The organism is Streptomyces sp. AA1529, from assembly GCF_000280905.1.
Classification (GTDB): Bacteria; Actinomycetota; Actinomycetes; order Streptomycetales; family Streptomycetaceae; genus Streptomyces.
Map to the genome: position 1 here is coordinate 1 of NZ_ALAP01000100.1, position 25,292 is coordinate 25,292.

Genomic DNA, 25,292 nt, shown 5'->3' on the forward strand with positions numbered 1-25,292 from the left:
CGGCCGGCGGACGCGGCGGGCCGTGGTGCGTCCGTCCCGTCCGTCCCGTCCCGCGGTTCAGTCCTCCTCGCCGCGCAGCCGGGCGCGGACCCGGTCGGCGATGTCGGCGTAGCGGGCCTCGGCGCCGTAGCGGGTGGGTTCGTAGTACCGCCGTCCGTGCACCGCGTCCGGCGCGTACTGCTGCGCCGCGATCCCGCCCGGCAGGTCGTGCGGGTACTGGTAGCCCGCGCCGTGGCCGAGCTGCTGCGAGCCCTGGTAGTGGCTGTCCCGCAGATGCGCCGGAACAGGTCCGGCCAGCCCCGCGCGGACGTCCGCCAGCGCCGCGTCGATCGCGAGGTAGGCCGCGTTCGACTTGGGTGCGAGGGCGAGCGCGACCGTGGCCTGGCCGAGGGTGATCCGCGCCTCGGGAAAACCGATCAGGGCGACGGCCTGCGCCGCGGCGACCGCCGTCTGCAGCGCCGTCGGATCCGCCAGCCCGATGTCCTCACTGGCGGAGATCATCAGGCGTCGTGCGATGAACCGGGGGTCCTCGCCGGCCTCGATCATCCGCGCGAGGTAGTGCAGTGCGGCGTCCACGTCGGATCCCCGGATGGACTTGATCAGCGCACTGGCCACGTCGTAGTGCTGGTCCCCGGCACGGTCGTACTTCACCGCGGCCCGGTCGACCGCCTCCTCCACCGTGGCCAGCGAGATCGCGGACTCGCCCTTGGCGAGCGCCGCGCCGGCGCCCGCCTCCAGCGCCGTCAGCGCGCGCCGGGCGTCGCCCCCGGCGATCCGCAGCAGGTGCGCCTCGGAGTCCTCGGGGAGCGTCACCCGGGCCGCCAGGCCCCGCTCCTCGGCCAGGGCGCGGCGCAGCAGCCCGCGGATGTCCTCGTCGGTCAGCGGCTCCAGCGTCAGCAGCAGCGAGCGGGACAGCAGCGGGGAGATCACCGAGAAGTAGGGGTTCTCGGTGGTGGCCGCGATCAGGGTCACCCAGCGGTTCTCCACCGCGGGCAGCAGGGAGTCCTGCTGGGCCTTGCTGAAGCGGTGGATCTCGTCGAGGAAGAGGACGGTGTCCTTGCCGTAGGCGCCGGAGGCGCGGCGCGCGCCGTCGATGACACTGCGTACTTCCTTGACCCCGGCGGTGATCGCCGACAGCTCCACGAACCGCTTGTCGGTGGCCTGGCTGACCACGTACGCCAGGGTCGTCTTCCCGGTGCCCGGCGGTCCCCACAGCAGCACGGAGGAGGTTCCGGCCGGGCCGCCGCCGCCCTCCCCCACCAGGCGGCGCAACGGAGATCCGGGGCGCAGCAGATGCTGCTGCCCCACGACCTCGTCCAGGGTGCGCGGGCGCATCCGGACCGCGAGGGGGCTGGCCGACGGGTCCTTCGCCTGGCGGTCCTCTGCTGCTGCGGTGAATAGGTCGGGCTCCACGACGGAAACCCTAAGTCAGCCCGCCGACAGTCGCGCCGTCCGGCCCGCCGCGGCCGGGCGGCTCCGGCCTCAGCCGGTCCAGAAGTCCCACCAGCGGGTCAGCACCAGGATGCCGATCACCCCGATGTGCAGCACCGGCACCACCCACGGGAACTCGTCCGCGAAGCCGCGCACCGCCGCGGGAGCCGGCAGGAATCCGCTGCGGACGTTGTGCGCGGTCACGTACCAGAACATGATGATCGTCGCGACCCACGCCAGGCAGCACCACAGGCACAGGTTCCCGATGGTGTACAGCGACTGGTACTGGAGCCAGGTCACGAAGCCGACGCCGAACAGGCAGCCCGCGTTGAAGGTCAGCCAGTACCAGCGGGGGAAGGAGGCGCGGGTGAGCAGGGTGACGCCGACGCAGATGACGATGCCGTAGGCCACCAGCCCGATCATCGGGTTGGGTGCGCCGAAGGCCGAAGCCTGGTCGCTCTGCATGATGTTGCCGCAGGCGACGACCGGGTTGATGCTGCACGCCGGTTTGAAGTCCTTGTCCTCCAGGAGCTCGAACTTGTCGAGCGTGATCACCCAGGCCGCGAGCAGCCCCGCGGCTGCGGTGACGATGAGCATCCAGGCGAAGGCCCTGCTCGCGCCGACGGCACCCCCCTTCGGTGCGTTCGCGCCCGTGTGCGCCTCGTCGAGGGGTGCCGTCGTCGTCATAGCCGTTCTCGTCCCGTCATCAGGTCATGGCCGGTTGGGGCACATTCTGCCCCAACCGGCCCGCCGGTCACCGCAGCCCGGCTCGCACTTCGGCCACCACCCGGTCCAGCGGGAGGGCCTGCTGCTCGCCGCTGGCGAGGTCCTTGAGCTGGGCCACGCCCTCGGCGAGGTCGCGGTCGCCGAGCAGCAGCGCGAACCGGGCCCCGGAGCGGTCGGCCGATTTCATGGCGTTCTTCATGCCCTTGCCGCCGTAGGCCAGGTCCGCCGCGACACCTTCCCGGCGCAGCTCGGTGACCAGCCGGAAGAGCGCACGGCGCGCCTCGTCGCCGAGCGGCACGGCGAACAGCTCGGTGGCCGGGGCCAGTTCGAGCTCGACCCCTTCGGCCTCCAGCGCCAGGACCGTGCGGTCCACTCCCAGGGCCCAGCCGACGGACGGCAGCGCGGGGCCGCCGATCATCTCGGAGAGGCCGTCGTACCGGCCGCCGCCGCCGATGGCGGACTGCGCGCCGAGGCCGTCGTGAACGAACTCGAAAGTGGTACGCGTGTAGTAGTCGAGTCCGCGCACCAGCCGGGGATCGTCCTCGAAGGGCACGCCCGCATCGGTGAGCAGCGCCCGCACCTCCTCGTGGAACGCCTCGCACTCCGCGCACAGGTGGTCGCGCATCATCGGCGCGCCGGTCAGCTGCCGCCGCACGCTCTCCCGCTTGTCGTCCAGCACCCGCAGCGGGTTGATGTCGATCCGGGCGCGGGTGTCCTCGTCCAGGTCGAGACCGCGCAGGAAGTCCTGGAGCGCAGCACGGTAGACGGGGCGGCAGGTGCGGTCGCCGAGCGAATTGAGCAGCAGCCGGAAACCGGTCAGCCCCAGCGAGCGGTACGCGTCGCAGGCCAGGACGATCAACTCGGCGTCGAGCGTGGGGTCCTCGGTGCCCACCGCTTCGGCCCCCACCTGCGAGAAGTGGCGGTAGCGCCCCTTCTGGGGGCGCTCGTAGCGGTAGTAGGAGCCCGAATACCACAGCTTCACCGGGAGGTTGCCCGCCCGGTGCAGGTTGGCCTCCAGCGCGGCGCGCAGCACCGAGGCGGTGCCCTCGGGGCGCAGCGCCAGCTCGTCGCCGCCCTTGGTGGTGAGGGTGTACATCTCCTTGGTCACGATGTCGGTGGACTCGCCGACCCCGCGTGCGAACAGCTCGACGCTCTCGAACCCGGGCGTCTCCACATATCCGTAGCCGGACCGGCGCAGCGGCGCCGCGATGGCCTCGCGCACGGCGAGATACCTCGCCGAGTCGGGCGGCAGGAGATCGTAGGTGCCCTTGGGGGCCTTGAAGGTGCTCATGCGGCTTCTCGTCACATTCCTCGTCGCGGGGCGGCCGCGGCGTCGCTGCCGCCGCCTCCCGGGCCGTGCTCCGCCACCTGTCGCAGGAAGGGGTTGGTGGCACGCTCGCGGCCGATGGTCGTCTGGTGCATGTGCCCGGGCAGGACCACGGTCTCGTCCTCCAGCGGAAGGCACACGCGCGCCAGGGAGCGGAGGATCTCGTCCGGGTCGCCGCCGGGCAGATCGGTGCGTCCGACGGAGCCGGGGAACAGCAGGTCGCCCGAGAACAGCACCGGCGGGACATCCGCCTGTCCGGGCATCCGGAAGGTCACCGACCCCTTGGTATGGCCGGGCGCGTGCGCGACGCCCAGTTCCAGCCCCGCCAGGTCCAGGACCGCGCCGTCGGCCAGCTCCGCCACGTCGTCCGGCTCGCCGACGGTCAGCTCGCCCATCAGGGGCTGCCCGATCGTCATCCCCAGCGCCTTCTCCGGGTCGCTCATCATGTAGCGGTCGTCCGGGTGGATCCAGGCGGGTACGCCGTGCGCGCCGCAGACCGGGACGACGGACGCCACATGGTCGAGGTGGCCGTGCGTGAGGATCACCGCGACCGGCTTGAGCCGGTGCTTGGCGACGGCCTCCTCGACGCCCTGCGCGGCCTGGTGGCCCGGATCGATGATCACGCACTCCTCGCCGGCGGCGGGGGCGACCAGGTAGCAGTTGGTCCCCCAGGCCCCGGCGGGGAACCCGGCAACGAGCACGATCGTCCTTCATTCGTCCGACAGCGGGAGCGGCGACGCGGCCGGGCAGGCCGTTCGCCGGTCAGGAGCTGCCAGCCTACCGGCGCGGGTGTGCGCGGAGCCAACCAGTAGCGGGCGGCGCGTACCCGTGAGGGTGGCGTATACGGTACGTGAGGTCCCGCAGGTGCGACGCCTCGAAGACGCCCTCGCCAGACGCCTCGAAGGAGACGAGACCGTGGTCAGCAGTGAGCAGCGCAGAAAGCAGCTCGCCCGTGAGAAGTACGCGCGGCAGCTCAAGCGGCGGGAGGCAGCCCGCCGCAGGGCCCGCATACGCAACATCACGATCACCCTCGGCCTGGTGATCGTGCTGGCCGCGGGCGGGGCCTACGCCGCCTCGGGCGGGCTGAACGGCGACAAGAAGAAGGACGAGTCCGACAGCGCCGCCGACCAGCCCTCGGCGCCGCCCACCAGCAAGGCCCCGGACCCCTGCGACAAGCCGGCCAAGGGCAAGCCGACCGGCAAGCAGTGGAAGAAGGAGCCGGCCATGAAGGTGGACGAGTCGGCGACCTACACCATGCAGCTGAGCACCACCTGCGGCGAGATCGACATCACCATGGACGCCGGCGAGGCCCCGCACACGGTCAACTCCTTCGACTTCCTGGCGGGCGAGAAATTCCTCGACCACACCGCCTGCCACCGGATGACCGGCCCGCCCCAGCAGCTGTCCGTGCTGCAGTGCGGCGATCCGTCCGGCACCGGCAGCGGCGGGCCCGGCTACGAGCTGCCCGACGAGAACCTCAAGGGCGCGAAGTACCCCGCGGGTACCGTCGCGATGGCGAACAGCGGCCCCGACACCGGCGGCAGCCAGTTCTTCCTCGTCTACGAGGACAGCGAGCTGCCGGCCAAGTACACACCGTTCGGCAAGGTCTCCGACTCCGGCATGAAGGTGCTGAAGAAGATCGCCGGGGCCGGGCTGACCCCGATGCGGGCCCAGGGCGACGGGCGGCCGAACGCCACCGTGGTGATCGACAAGGCCACGGTGCACAAGTCCTGACGCTCCCCCGGCCTCCCGCCGGGTGGAGCGCCCGCGGCCGCCGCCCGCGCGGTACCGTTCCCGACCGGCAATTCGCCGCTCGCCGGATGCGGACAGCGCGGGCGCCGGTCGCCTATGTTGGCTGTGACGAGAACCGTGAACGATGCCGGGGGGCCACAGTCCCGCCGGGCATCTTGTGGAGGAGGCGCTGTGAGCAGCGACCCGTGGGGCCGCGTCGACGACGCGGGGACTGTGTACGTGCGTACGGCGGAGGGCGAGCAGGTCGTCGGGTCCTGGCAGGCGGGTTCGCCGGACGAGGCCCTCGCCTACTTCGAGCGCAAGTACGACGGTCTGGTCGTGGAGATCGACCTGCTTGAGCGCCGGGTGAGGACCACGGATCTGGCCGCCAAGGACGCCGAGGCCGCGATCGCGCACCTGCGCGAACAGGTGGACGCGCACCACGCCGTCGGCGACCTCGACGCGCTGCGCACCAGGCTCGACAAGCTCACCGAGGGCGTCGAGAAGCGCCGTGAGGAGCGCAGGGCCCGCAAGGTGCAGCAGGCCGAGGAGGCGCGCCGGGCCAAGGAGGAGCTGGTCGCCGAGGCGGAGGAGCTGGCGGGCAGCGAGCAGTGGCGGGCCGCCGGGGAGCGGCTGCGGGCGCTGGTCGACACCTGGAAGGGCCTGCCGCGGCTGGACCGCAAGAGCGACGACGAGCTGTGGCACCGCTTCTCGCACGCGCGCTCGGCCTTCTCCAAGCGCCGCAAAGCGCACTTCGCGCAGCTGGACGCGCAGCGCGAGGAGGCACGGCAGCGCAAGGAGAAGCTGGTCACGGAGGCCGAGGCGCTCTCCGGCTCGCGGGACTGGGGCCCCACGGCGGCCAAGTACCGCGAGCTGATGCAGGAGTGGAAGGCCGCCGGACGGGCGCAGCGGGAGCACGAGGACGATCTGTGGGCCCGGTTCCGCGGCGCCCAGGACGTCTTCTTCCAGGCGCGCAGCGAGGTCTTCGCCGAGCGCGACAGCGAGCAGCGGGAGAACCTCGCGCGCAAGGAGGAGCTGGCGGCCGAGGCGGAGAAGCTGCTGCCGGTCACCGACCTGAAGGCTGCGCGGAGCGCCTTCCGCGCGCTCAACGAGCGCTGGGACGCCGTCGGGCACGTGCCGCGGGACGCGCGGCCGAAGGTCGAGGGGCGGATGCACGCGGTCGAGCGGGCCATCCAGGAGGCCGAGGAGGCCGAGTGGCGGCGCAGCAACCCCGAGGCGCGGGCCCGCGCCGAGGGGCTGACCGGTCAGCTCCAGGACGCGGTGGACAAGCTGCGCGGCCAGATCGACAAGGCCCGCACCGCGGGGAACACCGCGAAGGTGACCAAGCTGGAGCGCGAGCTGGAGGGCCGCCAGGCGCTGCTGGACCAGGCGCAGAAGGGCCTGCAGGAGTTCGGCGGCTGAGGCGGACTCCCGCCGGACTCGCGCGGGGCGGCGGGGCAACCGGCCCCGCCGCCCCGCGCACTGCTGTCCCGGCGCGCCTCGCCTGCCTGCTACGAGGCGCGCGCCCGTTTCCGTCCGCGCCGGGGCGGCCCCGCCCGTCCGCGCCGGTCCCGCGCCCCGCTCGCGCTGCCGCCGGACTGCTGCGGGGCCCCGCGCCCCGGACTACTGCGGGCGCCGGGCCGAGGTGACGCGGTAGACGTCGTAGACGCCCTCGACACCGCGGACGGCCTTCAGCACATGGCCGAGGTGCTTGGGGTCGCCCATCTCGAAGGTGAAGCGGGAGACGGCGACCCGGTCGCGGGAGGTCTGCACCGCGGCCGAGAGGATGTTGACGTGCTGGTCGGACAGCACCCGGGTGACGTCCGAGAGCAGGCGGGAGCGGTCCAGCGCCTCGACCTGGATGGCGACCAGGAAGACCGAGGACTGGGTGGGCGCCCACTCGACCTCCAGGATCCGCTCGGGCTCCCGGGTGAGGGAGTCGACGTTCACGCAGTCGGCACGGTGCACCGAGACGCCGTTGCCGCGGGTGACGAACCCGATGATCGGATCGCCGGGCACGGGTGTGCAGCAGCGGGCCAGCTTGACCCACACGTCGGAGCCGGCTCCCTTGACGACGACGCCCGGGTCGGCGTTGGAGCGGCGCCGGGTGCTGCGCGCGGGCATCGGCGGCGCGGTCTCGGCGATGTCCTCCTTGGCCTCGTCCTCGCCGCCGAGCGCCTGCACCAGCTTGTGGCAGACGTGCTGCGCGGAGACGTGGCCCTCGCCGATGGCGGCGTAGAGCGCCGAGATGTCCGGGTAGCGCATCTCGTGCGCGAGAGTGACCAGCGAGTCGCCGGTGAGGATGCGCTGGATGGGCAGGTTCTGCTTGCGCATGGCCCGCGCTATGGCGTCCTTGCCCTGCTCGATCGCCTCGTCGCGCCGCTCACGGGTGAACCAGGCACGGATCTTGTTGCGGGCGCGGGGTGACTTGACGAAGCCGAGCCAGTCCCGCGAGGGCCCGGCACCGGACGCCTTGGAGGTGAAGACCTCGACGGTGTCGCCGTTGTCGAGGGTGGACTCCAGCGGCACCAGCCGGCCGTTGACACGGGCGCCGATCGTCCGGTGGCCGACCTCGGTGTGGACGGCGTAGGCGAAGTCGACGGGGGTGGCGCTCGCCGGGAGCGCTATCACGTCGCCCTTGGGCGTGAAGACGAAGACCTCGTTGCGGGACAGGTCGAACCGCAGGGACTCCAGGAACTCGCCGGGGTCCTCGGTCTCCTTCTGCCAGTCGAGCAGCTGCCGCAGCCACGACATGTCGTTGACCGTCTCGTCCGCGGCACCGCCCTTGCCCGCGCCCTTGGGCGCGTCGGTGCGGACCTTGGAGGCGCCGGCGACCGCCTGCTGCTTGTACTTCCAGTGCGCGGCGATGCCGTACTCGGCGCGGCGGTGCATGTCGAAGGTGCGGATCTGCAGTTCGACGGGCTTGCCGCCGGGCCCTATGACCGTCGTGTGCAACGACTGGTACATGTTGAACTTGGGCATCGCGATGTAGTCCTTGAACCGCCCCGGAACCGGGTTCCACCGGGCGTGGATGGTCCCCAGCGCGGCGTAGCAGTCGCGGACGGTGTCCACCAGGACGCGGATGCCCACCAGGTCGTAGATCTCCGCGAAGTCCCGGCCGCGGACGATCATCTTCTGGTAGACGCTGTAGTAGTGCTTCGGCCGCCCGGTGACGGTGGCCTTGATGCGCGCCGCCCGCAGGTCGGCCTGGACCTCGTCGGTGACGACGGCCAGGTACTCGTCCCGCTTGGGCGCCCGCTCGGCGACCAGTCGGACGATCTCGTCGTACATCTTGGGGTAGAGGATCGCGAACGCGAGGTCCTCCAGCTCCCACTTGATGGTGTTCATGCCCAGCCGGTGGGCGAGCGGGGCGAAGATCTCCAGCGTCTCGCGGGCCTTCTGCTCCTGCTTGGAGCGCTTGAGATAGCGCATCGTGCGCATGTTGTGGAGCCGGTCGGCGAGCTTGATGACCAGGACGCGGGGGTCCTTGGCCATCGCGACGACCATCTTGCGCACCGTCTCGGCCTGGGCGGCCTCGCCGAACTTGACCTTGTCCAGCTTGGTGACGCCGTCGACCAGGAGCGCCACCTGGTCGCCGAAGTCCCGGCGCAGGGTGTCGAGCCCGTACTCGGTGTCCTCGACCGTGTCGTGCAGCAGCCCGGCCATCAGCGTGGCCGGGTCCATGCCCAGCTCGGCGAGGATCGTGGTGACGGCCAGCGGGTGGGTGATGTACGGGTCGCCGCTCTTGCGCTTCTGGCCGCGGTGCCAGCGCTCGGCCACCTGATAGGCGCGCTCGATCTGGCGCAGCGTGGAGGACTCGATCTTGGGGTCGTTGCTGCGCACGATCCGCAGCAGCGGCTCCAGCACCGGGTTGAACGGGCTCGACCGCTGCACGCCCAGACGCGCCAGACGGGCGCGTACGCGGTTGGAGGAGCCGGAGCGGCCCGACACTCCGGAGACGGCGCGCGCGGGCGCCACACGGTCGCGAGCGCCGTTCTCGGCACCCTTGGCGCGGTCCCCGCCCTTGCCGCCGCGCGCCGGAGCGGCGGGGGTGCCGGACTGCTGCCCGGCGTGGTCCTGTGCACCGGAGCGGCCGCCGTTCCCGCTCTTCGAGGGCAGCCCGCCGCCGGCCGCGGCGCCGGACCGCTGCCGGTCCGCCTCGCCGGCGGCCTCCGCTTCCTGGCGCTGAGCGGCGGTGAGCTGCTGGGCCTCGTCTGGCAAGAGCACTCCTCGGTGGACCGCAGGTCGGACTGCCATGGTAGCCACCCCGGCCGGACCGGGCCCTCCCGGACGGCGAAGCGGTGGACCCCCGGCCGCCGCGGGCCGGGCGGCCGGCCCCGCGAGGACGGCGCAGGCGGCCACCCTCGCCGGCCCGGCCCGGGCACTCCCGGGCGAACCGTATCGGGTGACCGCCTGGCGCCGGCCGGGGCCGGGGGTCGGTCGGGGACCTCGGCTCAGACGCTGACCAGGACGTCGAGGGGCGCACCGGCCAGGGCCCGCTCCACCCGCTCCCGCCCTTCGAGGAAGCCGAGCTCCAGCAGTATGGCCACGCCCGCGACCTCGGCACCGGTGCGCCGGATCAGCTCGACGGACGCCTCGGCGGTGCCGCCGGTGGCCAGTACGTCGTCGATCACCAGCACCCGGTCGCCCTCCGCGAGCCCCGAGGCGTGCACCTCGATCTGGGCGCTGCCGTACTCCAGGTCGTACGCCTGGGAGAGGGTGGCGCCGGGGAGCTTGCCGGACTTGCGCACCGGCACGAAACCGATGCCCGAGCGGACGGCGGCGGGGGCGCCCAGGATGAAGCCGCGCGCCTCCAGGCCGACGATCTTCGTCGCCCGGAGCCGCTCGGCGAGCCCGGCGAACGCGTCGGTGAGGACGGCGAACGCCCGGGCGTCGGCGAGCAGCGGGGTGATGTCCTTGAACATCACCCCGGGCTTGGGGTAGTCGGGCACGTCGTGGATCCGGCTGGTGAGCAGCTCCCGCACCTCGGCGGGGACCGGCAGGGCCGACGAGGACGGCGAGGACGGCGAGGAATCCGTGGCACTCATCGGCTCACCTGCGCTTTCCGGACGGCCTGCCGCGGCCCCGGCCGCGGGAGGCCGGCTGCCGGCGCTGGCCCCCGACTCCCGCACCCGCGGCGGCGGGACCGCCGCCGCGGCCGTTGTCCACGGAGACCGGCGGGCGGACGCCGCCCCCGCCTCCGCCGTCGCCCGGCTCGTCGCCCGGGTCCTCGCCCGGGTCGTCGTCCGGCTCGTTCGCCTCCCGCTCGGCGGCCTTGAGCCGCTTGTTCCGCACCCGCTTGGCGAGGGCCTTCATCTCGGGCTGGCGCTCCTTGAAGTCGGCCACCAGGGGGGTCGCGATGAAGATCGAGGAGTAGGCACCGGCGGCCAGACCGACGAACAGCGAGAGCGCGATGTCGTTGAGCATGCCGCCGCCGAGCATGCCGCCGCCGATGAACAGCAGACCGGCCACCGGCAGCAGCGCGACGACGGTGGTGTTGATGGAACGCACCAGCGTGCCGTTGATGCTGCGGTTGGCGATCTCGCTGTAGGTGTACCTGGTCTGCTTGGTGACGTTCTTGCTGCTCTCCCGCAGGCCGTCGAAGACCACGACCGTGTCGTAGAGCGAGTAGCCGAGAATCGTCAGCAGACCGATCACCGTGCCCGGGGTGACCTCGAACCCGACGAGCGAGTAGACGCCGACGGTGATCGTGATGTCGTGGATCAGCGCGATGAGCGCGGCGAGTGCCATCCGCCACTCGAAGGCGATGGCGAGGTAGATCACCACCAGGACCATGAAGATCGCGAGCCCCTGCCACGCCTTGTTGGCGATCTGCTCGCCCCAGCTGGGACCGACCAGCTGGGCGTCGATCTTCTCCGGGTTCACCTTCAGCTCGTCGGCCAGCTCCTCCTTGACCTGGGTGGAGGTCTTGGTGTCGACGGTGGCGATCTGCACGCGCTTACCGCCGTCGCCCAGTTCCTGGACGATGGCCGTGTGCCCGGAGACCCGCTCGGCGGCCTCCGTGGTCTGCTGCACGGAGGCCGAGGTCTTGGGCGTGGTGAAGACGGCACCGCCCTCGAACTCGATCCCCATGTTCAGGCCGCGGACCACGACCCCGACGATGGCCGTGATGGTGATCAGGATCGAGAGGCCGTACCAGAGCTTGCGGTGCCCGACGAAGTCGTAACCGACCTCACCGCGGTACAGCCGGGCGCCGAGAGTGCCGAGACGGGACACCTCAGACCTCCTTCGGGTCGGTGCTGACGGTGCCGCGGCCGCGCCGCAGCGGGGGCCGGGCTCCGAGCCGCTTTGGATCGAGTCCGGACCAGGGGTGCCCGTCGGAGAAGAACGGCTTGCGGGCGAGCAGCGTCATGACCGGCTTGGTGAAGAAGAAGACCACGACGACGTCGAGCGCGGTGGTCAGACCGAGGGTGAAGGCGAAGCCCTGCACCTTGCCCACCGAGACGATGAACAGGACCGCCGCGGCCAGGAACGAGACGAAGTCCGAGACCAGGATGGTGCGGCGGGCGCGCGGCCAGGCGCGCTCGACCGCGGGCCGCAGCGTGCGGCCCTCCCGTACCTCGTCCCGGATGCGTTCGAAGTAGACGATGAACGAGTCGGCCGTGATGCCGATGGCGACGATGGCACCGCAGACCGCGGGGAGGTTGAGCGCGAAACTCATCGCCGGCCCCAGCAGCGTCATGATCGAGTACGTCATGGCCGCCGAGACGAGCAGACTGAGGATGGCGATCATCGAGAGGCCGCGGTAGTAGGCGACGAGGTAGACGATCACCAACGCGAGCCCGATGGCGCCCGCGATGAGTCCGGCCTTGAGCTGGTCGCTGCCGAGCGCCGCGGTCACCGTGGTGACGTCCGACTCCTCGAAGGAGAGCGGCAGCGCACCGTAGGAGAGGATGTTGCCCAGTTCCTCGGCCGACTCCTGGGTGAAGCTGCCGGAGATCTCCGCGTTGTTGGTCAGCTTCTGGTTGACGGTCGGGGCCGACTGGACCTGGCCGTCGAGCGCGATGGCGAACTGGTTCTGCGGCTGCGGCTTCTTCATCAGCTTGCCGGTGATCTCACCGAACTGGTCGGACCCCTTGTCGCTGAACGACATCTGGACGATCCACTGACCGCGCTGCTGGTCGAAGACGGCCTTGGCCTTGCTGACGTTCTTGCCCTGCACGGCGACCGGCCCGAGCGCGTACTTGATCGGGTCGTTGGCGTCGCAGGCGACGATCGGCTCGGAGCCCTTGGTGCTCGCCGCCTTCTCGCTGGCCTTGGCGCGGGCCTCCTTGGTGGTGCAGTCGAGCGCGTTCAGCTGCTTGGCCAGCGCGGCCGGGACGCCGGGCTGCTGCGGCTGCTGGGGCGGCGCCGTGGGCTGCGGGCTCTTCTTGCCGCCGGACTCGCTCGCCGAGGGGGTGGGGCTCTTGTCCGTCGTGGCGGTCTTCGCCGTCAGCCCCTCGGTCACGGCCCGGCCCTGGCCGGGAGAGTCGGAGGAGTCGGAGGAGGGGTTCGCCTGGTCGCCCTGCTGCTTCTCGTCCTTCTGCTGCTTCTCGTCCTTCTGGTCCTGGCTCTTGTCCTGCTTGCCGGAGCCGGAGGGCGAGGGGGACGAGGAGGGCTGGGGCTGCTGGGACTTCCCGACCTGGGCCAGCGTCAGCACGGGCCGGAACGCGAGCTGCGCCGTGGTGCCCACCTGCTCGCGCGCCTGCTTGGAGTTGGTGCCCTTGGGGATGTTGACGATGATGTGCCGGTCGCCCTGGGTCTGGACCTCGGCCTCCGTCACACCGAGACCGTTGACGCGCCGCTCGATGATGCCGACGGCGGTGTTCATGTTGGTCTTGTTGATCGCGTCGGGCTTGCCCGGCTGATTCTTCGCCTCGAGGGTGATGCTGGTGCCACCCGCCAGGTCGATGCCCAGCCGGGGCGTCTTGTGGCCCGAGGCGAACATCCCCGCGACCAGCCCGGCCGTGATCACCAGAATCAGCCCTAGGGAGCGCCATGGCCTCCCCTTGGCGCCGGAGGCCCTGCGACCCCTTTTCGGTGCTGCCACCTTCTCGTCTCTCCCTGTCCAACCGCCCGTGCCGCCCCGCGAGTTCGGCCGGGCGCGGCACAGCGGCGCGCGAAGTGGTCTGTGGACGTGCTACGCCGCCGGACCCGGTCCTCTCCCCCAGTCCGGCGGCGCTGACCTTACTTGGAGTCGGCGTCCTCGTCCCGCTTGGCGTCCTCGGCCTCGGCGGTGTCGGCCTTCGCCGCGTCCGCGCCCTTCGGCTCGTCGGACGCGTCGGCGGACTCCTCGCCCTCCTGCTTCCCGGCCTCCCCGGCGGCGTCGCCGTCGGCGTCCTTCTTCCGCAGGTCGGGCTTCGCGTCGGAGGAGGCGTCGTCCTCGTCCCGGGTCAGCGAGGACGCGTCGTCCGGGACGACGGTGTCGACGTCGAACTCCTCGCCCTCGGGACCGTTCGTGATGCGGTCGAACTCCTCGTCGGAGAGCACGGCGCCGATGGCGTTCTTGGCGAAGAGCGCGTGCGTGCCGGGCTCGATCTCCACGAGGACGCTGTCCTCGCGGATCTCCTTGACGACGGCGTACATGCCCCCGATGGTGCGGATGCCCGTGCCAGGCTGCATCTGGTCACGCATCTCGGCGGCCTGACGCTGCTTCTTCTTGGCGGAGCGAGTCATCAGGAACATGGCCCCGATGATCACAATGAACGGGAGCAGAGCAATAGGATCCACGGCGGAAGATATTCCTTCGCATGGCCGCGTCTCAGCGGCCTGGGTATTCGGGGTGGGCAAGCCTCCGGTGAGGGAGGGCGTCGGCGGAGTCTAAGCGAGCCTTCGCCGATGGAACAACGTCAAGCATGGCACCGAGGTTCCCCGCCCGACGAGTCTCCGCGCCGTCACGCTCCGAACAGGCCCTGTTGTCCCGGCCCTCCGGATACCGGCCCCGAGGACTGCTGGGGCGGGGTGAGGCCCAGGTGAGCCCATGCGGCCGGAGTGGCCACGCGGCCACGCGGAGTGCGGGCGAGAAGCCCCTCGCGCACGAGGAACGGCTCGGCCACTTCCTCCACTGTCTCACGCTCCTCGCCGACCGCGACGGCGAGCGTGGAGAGGCCGACGGGACCGCCGCCGAACAGCTTCAGCAGCGACCCGAGCACGGCACGGTCGAGCCGGTCCAGACCGCGCCCGTCCACCTCGTAGACCTCCAGCGCGGCGCCGGCCACCGCACGGGTGATGACGCCGTCCGCCTTGACCTGTGCGTAGTCCCGCACTCTGCGCAGCAGCCGGTTCGCGATCCGCGGCGTGCCCCGGGAGCGCCCGGCGATCTCGACCGCGCCCTCCGGGTCCGTGCGCACCTCGAGCAGCTCGGCGGAGCGGCGGACGACCTGCTCCAGCTCGGCGGGCTCGTAGAACTCCATGTGCGCCGTGAAGCCGAAACGGTCCCGCAGCGGCGGCGGCAGCAGCCCGGCCCGGGTGGTGGCACCCACCAGCGTGAAGGGCGGCAGCTCCAGCGGGATGGCCGTCGCACCGGGCCCCTTGCCGACGATCACGTCGACCCGGAAGTCCTCCATGGCCATGTAGAGCATCTCCTCGGCCGGGCGGGACATCCGGTGGATCTCGTCCAGGAAGAGCACCTCGCCCTCCTGGAGGGAGGAGAGGATCGCCGCGAGATCGCCCGCGTGCTGGATGGCCGGGCCGGAGGTGATGCGGATGGGGGCGCCCATCTCCGCCGCGATGATCATCGAGAGTGTGGTCTTGCCGAGTCCGGGGGCCCCGGACAGCAGGACGTGGTCGGCGGTGCCCCCGCGGGCGCGCGCGGCGCGCAGCACCAGGTCGAGCTGCTCGCGCACCTTGGGCTGCCCGATGAACTCGCCCAGCTGCTTGGGGCGCAGCGCGGCCTCCACCGCCTGCTCGTCACCGTCGACCTCGGCGTCGACGAGCCGTTCCTCGGAGCTCATCACGTCACCGTGCCCGGTTCAGGGACTGCAGGGCGGCCTTCAGCAGCACACCGACCTGTGGCTCGGCACCCTCCGCGGCAACCGCCTCGGCCTGCGGCGCGACGGCCGTGACGGCCTCGTCCGCCTCCTTGGCGGCGTACCCCAGCCCGACCAGCGCCGCGTGCAGCTGCTCCTGCCAGCCCGCGGCGGCCCCGGCCGCGGCCCGCGAGGCGGGCACCGTGCCCAGCGGCGCTCCGAGCCGGTCCTTCAGCTCCAGCAGCAGCTTCTGCGCGCCCTTCTTCCCGATCCCGGGCACGGCGGTCAGCGTCTTCTCGTCGCCGCCCGAGACGGCCAGCCGCAGCGCGTCGGGGCTGTGCACCGCGAGCATCGCCTGGGCGAGCCGGGGCCCGACCCCACTGGCGGTCTGCAGCAGTTCGAAGGTCTGCCGCTCGTCCTCGTCGGCGAAGCCGTACAGGGTCAGCGAGTCCTCCCGCACGACCAGCGAGGTGGCGAGCCTGGCCTGCTCGCCGGTACGCAGCCCGGCGAGGGTGCCGGGGGTGCACTGGACCGCCATGCCGACCCCGCCGACCTCGAGCACGGCGGAGTCGGGGCCGAGCGCGGCGACGGTTCCCGAGACGGAGGCGATCATCGGACGGTGCCTTTCGTACGGTGCTGCGGACTGCCGGGCTGCGGACGGCGGGCGGCGAGGGCCTGCTGCAGCCGGTTCTGCGCGGGGCCCCGCCAGATGTGGCAGACCGCCAGAGCCAGTGCGTCCGCGGCGTCGGCGGGCTTCGGCGCGGCGGACAGCCCCAGCAGGCGCGTCACCATCGCGCCGACCTGGGCTTTGTCGGCCCGCCCCGAGCCGGTCACCGCGGCCTTGACCTCGCTCGGCGTGTGCAGCGCCACGGGCAGTCCGCGCCGGGCCGCGCACAGCATGGCGACGGCGCTGGCCTGCGCGGTGCCCATGACCGTGCGGACGTTGTGCTGGCTGAACACCCGCTCCACGGCGACGGCTTCGGGGCGGTGCTCCTCCAGCCACTCCTCCAGCCCGCGCTCGATCAGCACGAGCCGGTCGGGGAGTTCCGCCTCGGCGGGCGTGCGGACCACGCCGACGCCCGCCATGGTCAGCCGCCGCCCGGCCACCCCGTCGACCACGCCGACACCGCAGCGCGTCAGCCCGGGGTCGACCCCCAGCACACGCAATGCCCTCCCCCTCTCCGCACGTCCCGCGCAATCGTCCCTGTGTTCCCGCAGGTTATCGGCAAGCACCGACAGAACGCAGAACCGACGGCCCGGCGGAGGTGTCTCCGCCGGGCCGTCCGGAGCCGTTGCCGACGATCAGGGCGCCGCCCGCGGGCGCGGGCCGCCACCGCGTCGCGTCCGCGCCACCGCTCGGGCGACGGTGCCGTGCCACCGCTCGAACGGTGGCGCCGCGTCGCCGCCCACGCGGCAGCGCCGTGTCACTGCTTACGCGACAGCGCCGTGTCGCCGCCCACGCGGCAGCGCCATGTCGCCGCTCACGCGTCGACCTTCGCCATCACATCGTCGGGCACGTCGAAATTGGCGAAGACGTTCTGCACGTCGTCGCTGTCGTCCAGCGCGTCGATCAACTTGAAGATCTTCCGCGCGCCCTCCTCGTCCAGCTCGACCTGCATGCTGGGGACGAAGCTGGCCTCGGCGGAGTCGTAGTCCATCCCGGCCTCGACGAGCGCGGTGCGCACCGCGACCAGGTCGGTGGCCTCGCTGATCACCTCGAAGTTCTCACCGAGGTCGTTGACTTCCTCGACGCCCGCCTCCAGGACGGCGGCCAGGACGTCGTCCTCGGAGCGGTCGCCCTTCGGGACGATGACGACACCCTTGCGGTTGAACAGGTAGGAGACCGAACCCGGGTCGGCCATGGAGCCGCCGTTGCGGGTCATGGCGACCCGGACGTCGGACGCCGCGCGGTTGCGGTTGTCGGTCAGGCACTCGACCAGCACGGCGACACCGTTGGGGCCGTAGCCCTCGTACATGATCGTCTCGTACTCGGCGCCGCCGGCCTCCAGGCCCGCGCCGCGCTTGACCGCGCTGTCGATGTTCTTGTTGGGAACCGACTGCTTCTTCGCCTTCTGGATGGCGTCGTAGAGGGTCGGATTGCCCTCCACCTCAGCCCCGCCCATCCGGGCCGCGACCTCGATGTTCTTGATCAGCTTCGCGAAGAGCTTGCCGCGCTTGGCATCGATCACGGCCTTCTTGTGCTTGGTGGTAGCCCACTTAGAGTGGCCGGACACAGCCTCGCTCCTTCACAGTCCCAACTACTTCTCGACGCGGAGATCCTACCGCCAGCCACTCAGTGTGCCGACCGCACCATCTCCGTGAACAGCGCGTGCACCCGCTGGTCACCGGTGAGCTCCGGGTGGAAGGCGGTGGCCAGCAGATGGCGCTGCCGGACGGCCACCGGGTGGCCGCCGCAGGAGGCCAGCGTCTCAGCCGCGGCTCCCGTCGACTCCACCCAGGGGGCACGGATGAAGACCCCTTCCACCGGACCGCCGGGCACGGCCGGCATGTCGACCGCCGCCTCGAAGGACTCGTTCTGGCGCCCGAAAGCGTTACGCCGGACGATCATGTCGATGCCGCCGACGGTCTCCTGCCCGGAGCGGGGGTCGAGAATCTTGTCGGCGAGCATGATCATCCCGGCGCAGGAGCCGTAGGCCGGCATCCCCCGGGACACCCGCTCGCGCAACGGCTCCATGAGGCCGAACGTGACCGCGAGCTTGCTGATCGTCGTCGACTCGCCGCCCGGGATGACCAGACCGTCGACTGCGGCGAGTTCCTCGGGACGCCGGACCCGCACAGGGTCGGCGCCCGACGCCCGGAGGGCGGCCAGATGCTCGCGGACGTCGCCCTGCAGGGCGAGCACGCCGATGGTCGGCGCAGACACGGTCACGGTGCGGTCCTTCTTCGTCGCTGGGCTGTCCACCGGGCGGAGCCTGGTGCGGGCGGCAGGCCGGGGGCCGCGCCGGGGCCTCCCGGCGCGGCACCGGGCGGGTCACCAGCCGCGGCTGGCGTAGCGCTCCGTCTCCGGCAGGGTGTCGCAGTTGATGCCGACCATGGCCTCGCCCAGGCCCCGGGAGGCATCGGCGACGATCTTGGGGTCGTCGTAGAACGTGGTGGCCTTCACGATGGCCGCAGCGCGCTTGGCCGGGTCGCCGGACTTGAAGATCCCGGAGCCGACGAAGACGCCCTCGGCACCGAGCTGCCGCATCAGCGCCGCGTCCGCCGGAGTGGCCACACCGCCCGCCGAGAAGAGCACGACCGGCAGCTTGCCTGCCGCCGAGACCTCCTTGACCAGCTCGAACGGCGCCCGCAGCTCCTTGGCCGCCGCGTAGAGCTCGTTGTCGTCCAGCACGGTCAGCTTGCCGATCTCGTTCTTGATCTGGCGCATGTGCCGGACGGCCTCGACGACGTTGCCGGTACCCGCCTCGCCCTTGGAGCGGATCATGGCCGCGCCCTCGGCGATCCGGCGCAGGGCCTCGCCCAGGTTGGTGGCGCCGCAGACGAACGGCGTGGTAAAGGCGAACTTGTCGCTGTGGTTGACCTCGTCGGCCGGGGTCAGGACCTCCGACTCGTCGATGTAGTCGACCCCGAGCGCCTGGAGGACCTGCGCCTCGACGAGGTGGCCGATCCGGGACTTGGCCATCACCGGGATCGAGACGGCTTCGATGATGCCCTCGATCATGTCCGGGTCGGACATCCGGGCCACGCCGCCGTCCTTGCGGATGTCGGCGGGCACGCGCTCCAGGGCCATCACGGCGACGGCGCCGGAGTCCTCGGCGATCTTCGCCTGCTCCGGCGTGACGACGTCCATGATCACGCCGCCCTTGAGCTGCTCGGCCATGCCCCGCTTGACGCGGGCGGTGCCGGTCTCGGGACGCTGTGCCGCGGCGGAGTCGGTGGCGGTGGACGGAGTTGACACGTTCGACCTCGCTGAAGGGGTGATGTTCGAGGGACCGCTCAGGTCCGAGCCCACCCTCTCGAACAGGGCGGCCTGCGAAAAGGGCCAATCGCCGGGCTGTGGCCTGTACTGCTCGCACGGCCCGCGGGCGCCGTGAGCGCACCCGGCCCCCCGGCCGGGCCGGTCACTCCGCGGAGGGCCCCCGGCCCGGGTCGGCGGGCAGCAGCGGGGGCTCGTCGTCCATCTCGAACGCCAGCGGGAAGGGCGCGTGCCCGGCCAGCCGGAACCAGCGGACCGTACGGTGCCGCCGCAGCGCCCGGGCCGCACGCACCGCGTCGTTGTGGAACCGGCGCGCCATCGGCACCCTGCGTACCGCCGCACTCAGCTCGGCGGCCGTCTCCCGGCCGCCCGGAGCCGCCCGGACGGCCTCGAACTGGGCGCTCTCGGCGAAGACGGCGCGCAGCGCCTGGCTCAGCTCGCTCTCCGCGACCTCGCGCTGGTCCTCGGCGGCCTGCCGGGCGCCGTGCGCGGCCTGGTGCAGCACCATGGAGGCCGCCGGGTCCAGGACGCCGGCGGTGGCGAGTTCCTGGGCGATGGAGGCGCGGCGCAGCAGGGCCGCGTCCAGCGCGGCCCTGGCCGCGTCGATCCGCGCGTGCAGCCGGTCCAGGCGCCCGGCGGTCCAGCTCAGATAGACGCCCACGAGGAGCAGCGCGACGACGATCCAGATGACTGTGGTGAGGGTGGGCATCTCGGTCCCGGGGCTCAGTCCCGCGCGAGGCCGAACCGGGCCCGCAGCCCGGTGCGCTCGTCGGGGGCGACGGAGGCGGCGCCGTCCGTGACCGTCTCGTAGACGGCGAGGATGTCGGCACCGACGGTGGACCAGTCGAACCGCCGCACGTGCCGCGAGCCGCGCTCACGCAGGTCACCACGGCGTGCGGGGTCGGCCAGGAGGCGTACGGCGGAGTCGGCCAGCGCGTCGGCGCGGCCGACCGGGAACAGCTCTCCGGCCGCTCCCCCGTCGAGCACCTGCTCGAAGGCGTCCAGGTCGCCGGCGAGCACCGGGGCACCGGCCGACATGGCCTCCACCAGGATGATCCCGAAGGACTCGCCCCCCGTGTTGGGTGCCACGTACAGGTCCACGCTGCGCAGCAGCCGCGCCTTGTCCTGGTCGCTGACCATGCCGAGGAACTCCACGCTCCCGCGCATGGCGGCCGGGAGCTGCGCCACCGCCTCCTGCTCGTCCCCCCGTCCGGCGACCAGCAGCCTGGTGCCGGGTGCCGCCTCCAGGATGGCCGGCAGCGCCTTCATCAGCACCGGCAGGCCCTTGCGCGGCTCGTCGATCCGGCCGATGAACCCGATCGTGCGGCCGTCGGGGCCGCCCTGCCAGGCGGGCTCGGGCTCGGCGCGGGAGAAGAAGCCGACGTCCACCCCGTTGGGGATGGTGACCGCGTCGCCGCCCAGGTGTTCGACGAGGGTGCGGCGCGCGTACTCGCTCACCGCGATCCGGGCGCTGATCTTCTCCAGCGCCGGCTGGAGGATGGGATACGCCGCGATCATCGCGCGGGAGCGCGGGTTGGAGGTGTGGAAGGTGGCGACGATGGGGCCCTGCGCCGCCCAGCACGCCAGCAGGGAGAGCGAGGGCGTGGCCGGTTCGTGGATGTGCAGCACGTCGAAGCGGCCCTCGTGCAGCCAGCGGCGGACCCGGGCGGCCGACAGGAAGCCGAAGTTCAGCCGCGCCACCGAACCGTTGTAGGGCACGGGGACCGCGCGTCCGGCCGAGACGACGTAGGAGGGCAGCGGCGTCTCGTCGTCCGAGGGCGCCAGCACCGACACCTCGTGCCCCAGCCGGATCAGGTGCTCGGCCAGGTCGCGGACGTGGAACTGGACCCCGCCGGGCACGTCCCACGAGTAGGGGCAGACGACTCCGATCCTCATCGGCGCTCCCGTTCCGCGGCCGGTGCGAGGTCGGCGAGCCAGAAGCGCTGGAGCATGTGCCAGTCCTGCGGGTGCGCGGCGATCCCCGCGGCGAAGGTGTCGGCGAGGGTCTGCGTCATGGCCGCGACCCGCTCCCGGCGTCCCTCGATCGGCGGTACCGGGATCGGCTCGTGGACCCTGGCCCGCATCCTGGGCGGCGCCTCGTACCAGAGCGTCACCGGCATCAGCAGCGCACCGGTCTGCTGGGCGAGCAGCGCGGGGCCCGCGGGCATCCGGGTGGCCTCGCCGAAGAAGTCGACCTCGATCCCGGCGGCGGACAGATCGCGGTCGGCGACCAGGCAGACGAAGCCGCCCGCGCGCAGCCTGCGGGCCAGCGTGCCGAACGCGGAGGCGCCGCCGTGCGGCAGCACCTCCATGCCCAGGCTCTCGCGGTAGGCGACGAACCGGTCGTAGAGGGTCGCGGGCTCGAGGCGCTCGGCGACGGTGGTGAAAGGGGTGCGGGTCGCGGTCACGGCCCAGGCGCCGGCCAGGTCCCAGTTGCCCATGTGCGGCAGCGCGAGCACGACCCCGCGTCCGGCGGCGAGCCCGTCGTGGAGCAGGTGCGCGTCCTCGACGTCGACGCTGTCGAGGATGTGCCGCTCGCTGTAGGCGGGCAGCCGGAAGGACTCCATCCAGTAGCGCAGATACGAGCGCATCCCGGCGCGGGAGAGCTGCCGCAGCTCCGCCGGGGAGGCGTCCGGGACCACCCGGGCGAGATTCGCCTCCAGCCGCGTCACGCCCTTGCCGCGGCGCCGCCACGCCGTGTCGGCCAGGCTGCGGCCGAGTCCGGCGGCCGCCGGCTCGGGCAGCTTCCGGACGCCCGCCCAGCCCAGTCCGTACAGCGCGTCGGTCAGCCGGCCGCGCAGCGCGCTCAAGCGGTCCTCCCGGGTTCCTCCGCCTCGTCCTGCGCGGCACCCGCAGCCGCGTCGCCCGCTGCGGCCTTCCGCTCCTCGGCCTCGGCGACCTCGGCGGCTTCCCGGCGCACCGTCACCACCCGCTGGCCGAGCGTGACGGCGCTGCCGACGGCCACCACCCACAGCGCGACCGGCAGCAGCACACCGATGTAGGGCACGCCGAAGGTGGCCTCGAAGCCGGAGAGGCCCGCGAGCACCAGCGTGATCACCAGCCGCTCGGCGCGTTCCACCAGGCCGTTCACGTCCACCGGCAGTCCGATGCTCTCGCCGCGCGCCTTGGTGTAGGAGACGACCTGCCCACTGGCCAGGCAGAACAGCGTCACGGCGCACAGCACCAGATCGTCGCCGCGGCCCGCGTACCACAGTGCGATCCCGCCGAAGACGGCCGCGTCCGCCACCCGGTCGAGCGTGGAGTCGAGGAAGGCGCCCCAGCGGCTGGAGCGGCCGAGCTGCCGCGCCATGTTGCCGTCCACCATGTCCGAGAAGACGAACAGCGTGATGACGACGGTGCCCCAGAAGAATTCGCCCTGCGGGTAGAAGACCAGGGCTCCCGCCATCACTCCCAGGGTGCCGACCAGGGTGACGGCGTCGGGGCTCACACCCCGGCGCAGCAGCAGCGCGGCGAACGGGGTGAGAACACGCGTGAAGAAGGCACGCGCGTACTTGTTCAGCATGACCGTCCCTGGTACGTCGAGAGTGAGCCGGATGACGGTGTGGCCACCGGGTGGCCCATCGTAGTCACGCGGCGGCGGCCCCCGGCGCACACGGTCGGGTAGTGCCGTGTTCCACGTATGGACGCCCGCAGGCGGCGGTGCAAAGCTCGAAGGACCGCGGTCCTCCGCGACCGCTCGGTCCCCCCAGCGTGCTCCAGCAGGTGACGACCGGAAGGCGGGACACATGGCCGAGAGAGCGCACGCGCACCCCGGAGCCGCCGGCAGGGCGACGGCGGCCGACCACCCCGGCTCGATTCGGAACGTGGTGCTGGTCGGCCACAGCGGAGCGGGCAAGACGACGCTGGTGGAGGCCCTCGCCCTGGCCTCGGGCGCGATCGACCGGGCCGGCCGGGTGGAGGAGGGCACCTCGCTCTCCGACCACGACGAGATCGAGCAGCGGCGGCAGCGCTCCGTGCAGCTCTCGCTGGTGCCGCTGCGCTGGGACGGCATCCGGGTCAACCTCCTGGACACCCCGGGGTACGCGGATTTCGTCGGGGAGCTGCGGGCCGGGCTGCGCGCCGCGGACGCCGCCCTCTTCGTGGTCTCGGCCACCGACGGGGTGGACGGAGCCACCCGGCTGCTGTGGCAGGAGTGCGCGGCCGTCGGCATGCCCCGGGCCATCGTCGTGACCCATCTGGACGCCGCCCGCGCCGACTTCGAGGAGATGACCGCGAGCTGCCGGCGGGAGCTGGGCGGCGACGACCCGGACACCGTCGTTCCGCTCTACCTGCCGGCGCCGGGCGCTCGGCGCTCCGACGGCACGGCCCCGGTCACCGGTCTGATCGGACTGCTCACCGGCCGGCTGTTCGACTACACGGGCGGGGAACGCACCGAGCGTGACCCGGACGAGGGACATCGGCAGCTCGTCGCGGAGGCCAGGAACCGGCTGATCGAGGGGATCATCGCGCAGAGCGAGGACGAGTCCCTGATGGACCGCTACCTGGCCGGCGAGGACTGCGACACCAAGACACTCGTCGAGGACCTGGAGAAGGCCGTGGCCCGGGGTACGTTCCACCCCGTGCTGGCCGCCGCCCCGCCGCCGGGAGTGCGCGGCAGGGGCTGGGCACCGTGGAACTGCTGGAACTGATCACCGGCGGCTTCCCCACCCCGGAGGAGCACGGGATCCCCGCCGTCACGGCGGCCGACGGCACGTCGCTCCCGCCGCTCGGCTGCGATCCGGAGGGACCGCTGGCCGCCGAGGTCGTCAAGACCTCCTCCGACCCCTACGTGGGCCGGGTCTCCCTGGTGCGCGTCTTCTCCGGCACCCTGCGCCCGGACGACACCGTGCACGTCGCCGGGCACGGCGCCGCGGCCCCGGACCGGGAGGGCCGTCCGCCGCACGAGGAGGACGAGCGCATCGGCGCGCTGTCCGCGCCGTTCGGCAAGCAGCAGCGCACGCTGGACGCGGCCATCGCGGGCGACCTCGCCTGCGTGGCCAGGCTCAGCCGCGCCGAGACCGGCGACACCCTCTCCGCCAAGGAACGCCCGCTGCTGATGGCTCCCTGGCGGATGCCCGACCCGCTGCTGCCCGTCGCCGTCCGGGCCCACAGCAAGGCGGACGAGGACAAGCTCTCCCAGGGGCTGGCCCGGCTGGTGGCCGAGGACCCGACGATGCGGCTGGAGCAGAGCCCGGAGACCCACCAACTCGTGCTGTGGTGCATGGGTGAGGCGCACCGGGACGTCGCGCTGGAGCGGCTGCGGTCCCGCTTCGGGGTGCGGGTGGACACCGTCGAGCACCGGGTGGCGCTGCGCGAGACGTTCGCCGCGACCGCCCGGGCGCGCGGGCGGCATGTCAAGCAGTCCGGCGGGCACGGCCAGTACGCCATCTGCGAGATCACCGTGGAGCCGCTGCCCGCGGGTTCCGGGATCGAATTCGTCGACAAGGTGGTGGGGGGCGCGGTACCGCGCCAGTTCATCCCTTCGGTGGAGAAGGGCGTCCGCGCGCAGGCGGCCAAGGGGGTGGTCGCCGACTATCCGCTGGTGGACGTCCGGATCACCCTCGTCGACGGCAAGGCGCACTCCGTCGACTCCTCGGACGCGGCCTTCCAGACGGCGGGCGCGCTCGCGCTGCGCGAGTGCGCGGCGGCGGCGGGGATCGCGCTGCTGGAGCCGGTGGCCGAGGTGGAGGTCGTGGTCCCCGACGACTATGTGGGCGCCGTGATGAGCGACCTCTCCTCCCGGCGCGGCCGGGTGCTGGGCACCGAACAGGCCGATGCCGGCAGCACGGTGGTGCGTGCCTCGGTTCCCGAGATCGAGATCGGCAGGTACGCGGTCGACCTGCGGTCGATGTCGCACGGCACCGGCCGGTTCTCGCGCGGGTACGCACGGCACGAGCCGATGCCGCGGCAGCACGCGGCACGGGTGCTCGACGCGGAGGGCGGCCCCGCGGCGCGGTGAGACGCGGAGGCCCCACCGGTGGCCGCAGCCGGGAACCACTCGTGCGGGCGGTCGCTGCCGGCGCCCTCCCTGAGGCAAGATGTGTGCCGACCGCGGCAGTTGGGAAGCCATCTGGCGTGGTCGGCGGCACCTCACCGGACCTGCGCCGGGTCGGCACCGGGTGCCGCGAGCCTGATCCGAGCGGAGTGGGGGCCCAGTGGCCGGATTCGACGA

General features: G+C 72.3%; 21 protein-coding genes and 1 pseudogene. 3 read left to right on the plus strand and 19 right to left on the minus strand.

What is annotated here, in order from left to right; genetic code table 11:
* Positions 1–57: 57 nt before the first annotated feature.
* The 4 genes from A949_RS0129575 to A949_RS0129590 form a co-directional block, all read right to left on the minus strand.
* The gene (locus A949_RS0129575) at positions 58–1,413 is read right to left on the minus strand and encodes a replication-associated recombination protein A (RefSeq protein WP_026005155.1); all 1,356 of its coding nucleotides are present in this window, start codon (positions 1,411–1,413) and stop codon (positions 58–60) included.
* 69 nt (positions 1,414–1,482) lie between these two features.
* Entirely contained in the window at positions 1,483–2,118 is a 636-nt protein-coding gene (locus A949_RS0129580) for a vitamin K epoxide reductase family protein (protein WP_019359676.1), read from the minus strand.
* A gap of 67 nt (positions 2,119–2,185) precedes the next feature.
* Complete coding sequence (gene hisS, locus A949_RS0129585; RefSeq protein WP_019359677.1) at positions 2,186–3,448, minus strand: histidine--tRNA ligase; 1,263 nt, start codon at positions 3,446–3,448, stop codon at positions 2,186–2,188.
* A gap of 11 nt (positions 3,449–3,459) precedes the next feature.
* Positions 3,460–4,185, minus strand: coding sequence for an MBL fold metallo-hydrolase (locus A949_RS0129590; RefSeq protein WP_019359678.1), 726 nt, complete (start codon positions 4,183–4,185; stop codon positions 3,460–3,462).
* A 214-nt stretch (positions 4,186–4,399) separates the two neighbouring features.
* Between A949_RS0129590 and A949_RS0129595 the strand changes: the two genes are divergently transcribed.
* The gene (locus A949_RS0129595) at positions 4,400–5,218 is read left to right on the plus strand and encodes a peptidylprolyl isomerase (RefSeq protein WP_019359679.1); all 819 of its coding nucleotides are present in this window, start codon (positions 4,400–4,402) and stop codon (positions 5,216–5,218) included.
* 189 nt (positions 5,219–5,407) lie between these two features.
* Positions 5,408–6,637, plus strand: coding sequence for a DUF349 domain-containing protein (locus A949_RS0129600; RefSeq protein ID WP_019359680.1), 1,230 nt, complete (start codon positions 5,408–5,410; stop codon positions 6,635–6,637).
* A 201-nt stretch (positions 6,638–6,838) separates the two neighbouring features.
* Here A949_RS0129600 and A949_RS0129605 read toward each other — a convergent pair whose 3' ends face one another.
* The 15 genes from A949_RS0129605 to pgsA form a co-directional block, all read right to left on the minus strand.
* Positions 6,839–9,436, minus strand: coding sequence for a RelA/SpoT family protein (locus A949_RS0129605; RefSeq protein WP_019359681.1), 2,598 nt, complete (start codon positions 9,434–9,436; stop codon positions 6,839–6,841).
* A 233-nt stretch (positions 9,437–9,669) separates the two neighbouring features.
* Entirely contained in the window at positions 9,670–10,263 is a 594-nt protein-coding gene (locus A949_RS0129610; protein ID WP_019359682.1) for an adenine phosphoribosyltransferase, read from the minus strand.
* Positions 10,264–10,267: 4 nt separating this feature from the next.
* Entirely contained in the window at positions 10,268–11,452 is a 1,185-nt protein-coding gene (secF, locus tag A949_RS0129615; protein ID WP_019359683.1) for a protein translocase subunit SecF, read from the minus strand.
* A gap of 1 nt (position 11,453) precedes the next feature.
* Positions 11,454–13,265, minus strand: coding sequence for a protein translocase subunit SecD (gene secD / locus A949_RS0129620; protein ID WP_037708170.1), 1,812 nt, complete (start codon positions 13,263–13,265; stop codon positions 11,454–11,456).
* Between the two features lie 137 nt (positions 13,266–13,402).
* Positions 13,403–13,945, minus strand: a complete 543-nt coding sequence (yajC, locus tag A949_RS0129625; RefSeq protein ID WP_026005157.1) for a preprotein translocase subunit YajC — start codon at positions 13,943–13,945, stop codon at positions 13,403–13,405.
* Between the two features lie 164 nt (positions 13,946–14,109).
* On the minus strand, positions 14,110–15,168 hold the full coding sequence (ruvB, locus tag A949_RS0129630) for a Holliday junction branch migration DNA helicase RuvB (protein WP_019359686.1): 1,059 nt from the start codon (positions 15,166–15,168) through the stop codon (positions 14,110–14,112).
* A gap of 4 nt (positions 15,169–15,172) precedes the next feature.
* Positions 15,173–15,796, minus strand: a complete 624-nt coding sequence (ruvA, locus tag A949_RS0129635; protein ID WP_019359687.1) for a Holliday junction branch migration protein RuvA — start codon at positions 15,794–15,796, stop codon at positions 15,173–15,175.
* Positions 15,793–16,350: a crossover junction endodeoxyribonuclease RuvC gene (gene ruvC, locus A949_RS0129640; protein ID WP_026005158.1), complete on the minus strand. Its 558-nt coding sequence runs from the start codon at positions 16,348–16,350 to the stop codon at positions 15,793–15,795. Before ruvC ends, ruvA begins: the two co-directional genes overlap by 4 nt.
* Positions 16,351–16,664: 314 nt before the next feature.
* Complete coding sequence (locus tag A949_RS0129645; RefSeq protein WP_019359689.1) at positions 16,665–17,417, minus strand: YebC/PmpR family DNA-binding transcriptional regulator; 753 nt, start codon at positions 17,415–17,417, stop codon at positions 16,665–16,667.
* 59 nt (positions 17,418–17,476) lie between these two features.
* A complete protein-coding gene (gene pdxT / locus A949_RS0129650) occupies positions 17,477–18,067 on the minus strand; it encodes a pyridoxal 5'-phosphate synthase glutaminase subunit PdxT (RefSeq protein ID WP_037708173.1) in 591 nt (196 codons plus the stop codon).
* Positions 18,068–18,175: 108 nt separating this feature from the next.
* Entirely contained in the window at positions 18,176–19,102 is a 927-nt protein-coding gene (gene pdxS / locus A949_RS0129655) for a pyridoxal 5'-phosphate synthase lyase subunit PdxS (protein ID WP_019359691.1), read from the minus strand.
* Between the two features lie 163 nt (positions 19,103–19,265).
* Positions 19,266–19,829: a membrane protein gene (locus A949_RS0129660; RefSeq protein ID WP_019359692.1), complete on the minus strand. Its 564-nt coding sequence runs from the start codon at positions 19,827–19,829 to the stop codon at positions 19,266–19,268.
* Between the two features lie 14 nt (positions 19,830–19,843).
* Entirely contained in the window at positions 19,844–21,016 is a 1,173-nt protein-coding gene (locus A949_RS0129665) for a glycosyltransferase family 4 protein (RefSeq protein ID WP_019359693.1), read from the minus strand.
* Positions 21,013–21,930, minus strand: coding sequence for a phosphatidylinositol mannoside acyltransferase (locus A949_RS0129670; RefSeq protein ID WP_019359694.1), 918 nt, complete (start codon positions 21,928–21,930; stop codon positions 21,013–21,015). The genes A949_RS0129665 and A949_RS0129670 overlap by 4 nt, the downstream gene beginning before the upstream one ends.
* Positions 21,927–22,643: a phosphatidylinositol phosphate synthase gene (gene pgsA / locus A949_RS0129675; protein ID WP_019359695.1), complete on the minus strand. Its 717-nt coding sequence runs from the start codon at positions 22,641–22,643 to the stop codon at positions 21,927–21,929. Before pgsA ends, A949_RS0129670 begins: the two co-directional genes overlap by 4 nt.
* A gap of 223 nt (positions 22,644–22,866) precedes the next feature.
* Between pgsA and A949_RS35050 the strand changes: the two are divergent.
* Positions 22,867–25,079, plus strand: a pseudogene (locus A949_RS35050) (elongation factor G-like protein EF-G2).
* The last annotated feature ends 213 nt before the right edge of the window (positions 25,080–25,292 follow it).

Coding starts and splice junctions, on each gene's coding strand:
- ruvB (WP_019359686.1), bottom strand. CDS start 15,168: ATGAGCTCCGAGGAACGGCTCGTCGACGCCGAGGTCGACGGTGACGAG.
- A949_RS0129580 (WP_019359676.1), bottom strand. CDS start 2,118: ATGACGACGACGGCACCCCTCGACGAGGCGCACACGGGCGCGAACGCA.
- A949_RS0129660 (WP_019359692.1), bottom strand. CDS start 19,829: ATGCCCACCCTCACCACAGTCATCTGGATCGTCGTCGCGCTGCTCCTC.
- A949_RS0129665 (WP_019359693.1), bottom strand. CDS start 21,016: ATGAGGATCGGAGTCGTCTGCCCCTACTCGTGGGACGTGCCCGGCGGG.
- ruvA (WP_019359687.1), bottom strand. CDS start 15,796: ATGATCGCCTCCGTCTCGGGAACCGTCGCCGCGCTCGGCCCCGACTCC.
- pgsA (WP_019359695.1), bottom strand. CDS start 22,643: ATGCTGAACAAGTACGCGCGTGCCTTCTTCACGCGTGTTCTCACCCCG.
- hisS (WP_019359677.1), bottom strand. CDS start 3,448: ATGAGCACCTTCAAGGCCCCCAAGGGCACCTACGATCTCCTGCCGCCC.
- A949_RS0129610 (WP_019359682.1), bottom strand. CDS start 10,263: ATGAGTGCCACGGATTCCTCGCCGTCCTCGCCGTCCTCGTCGGCCCTG.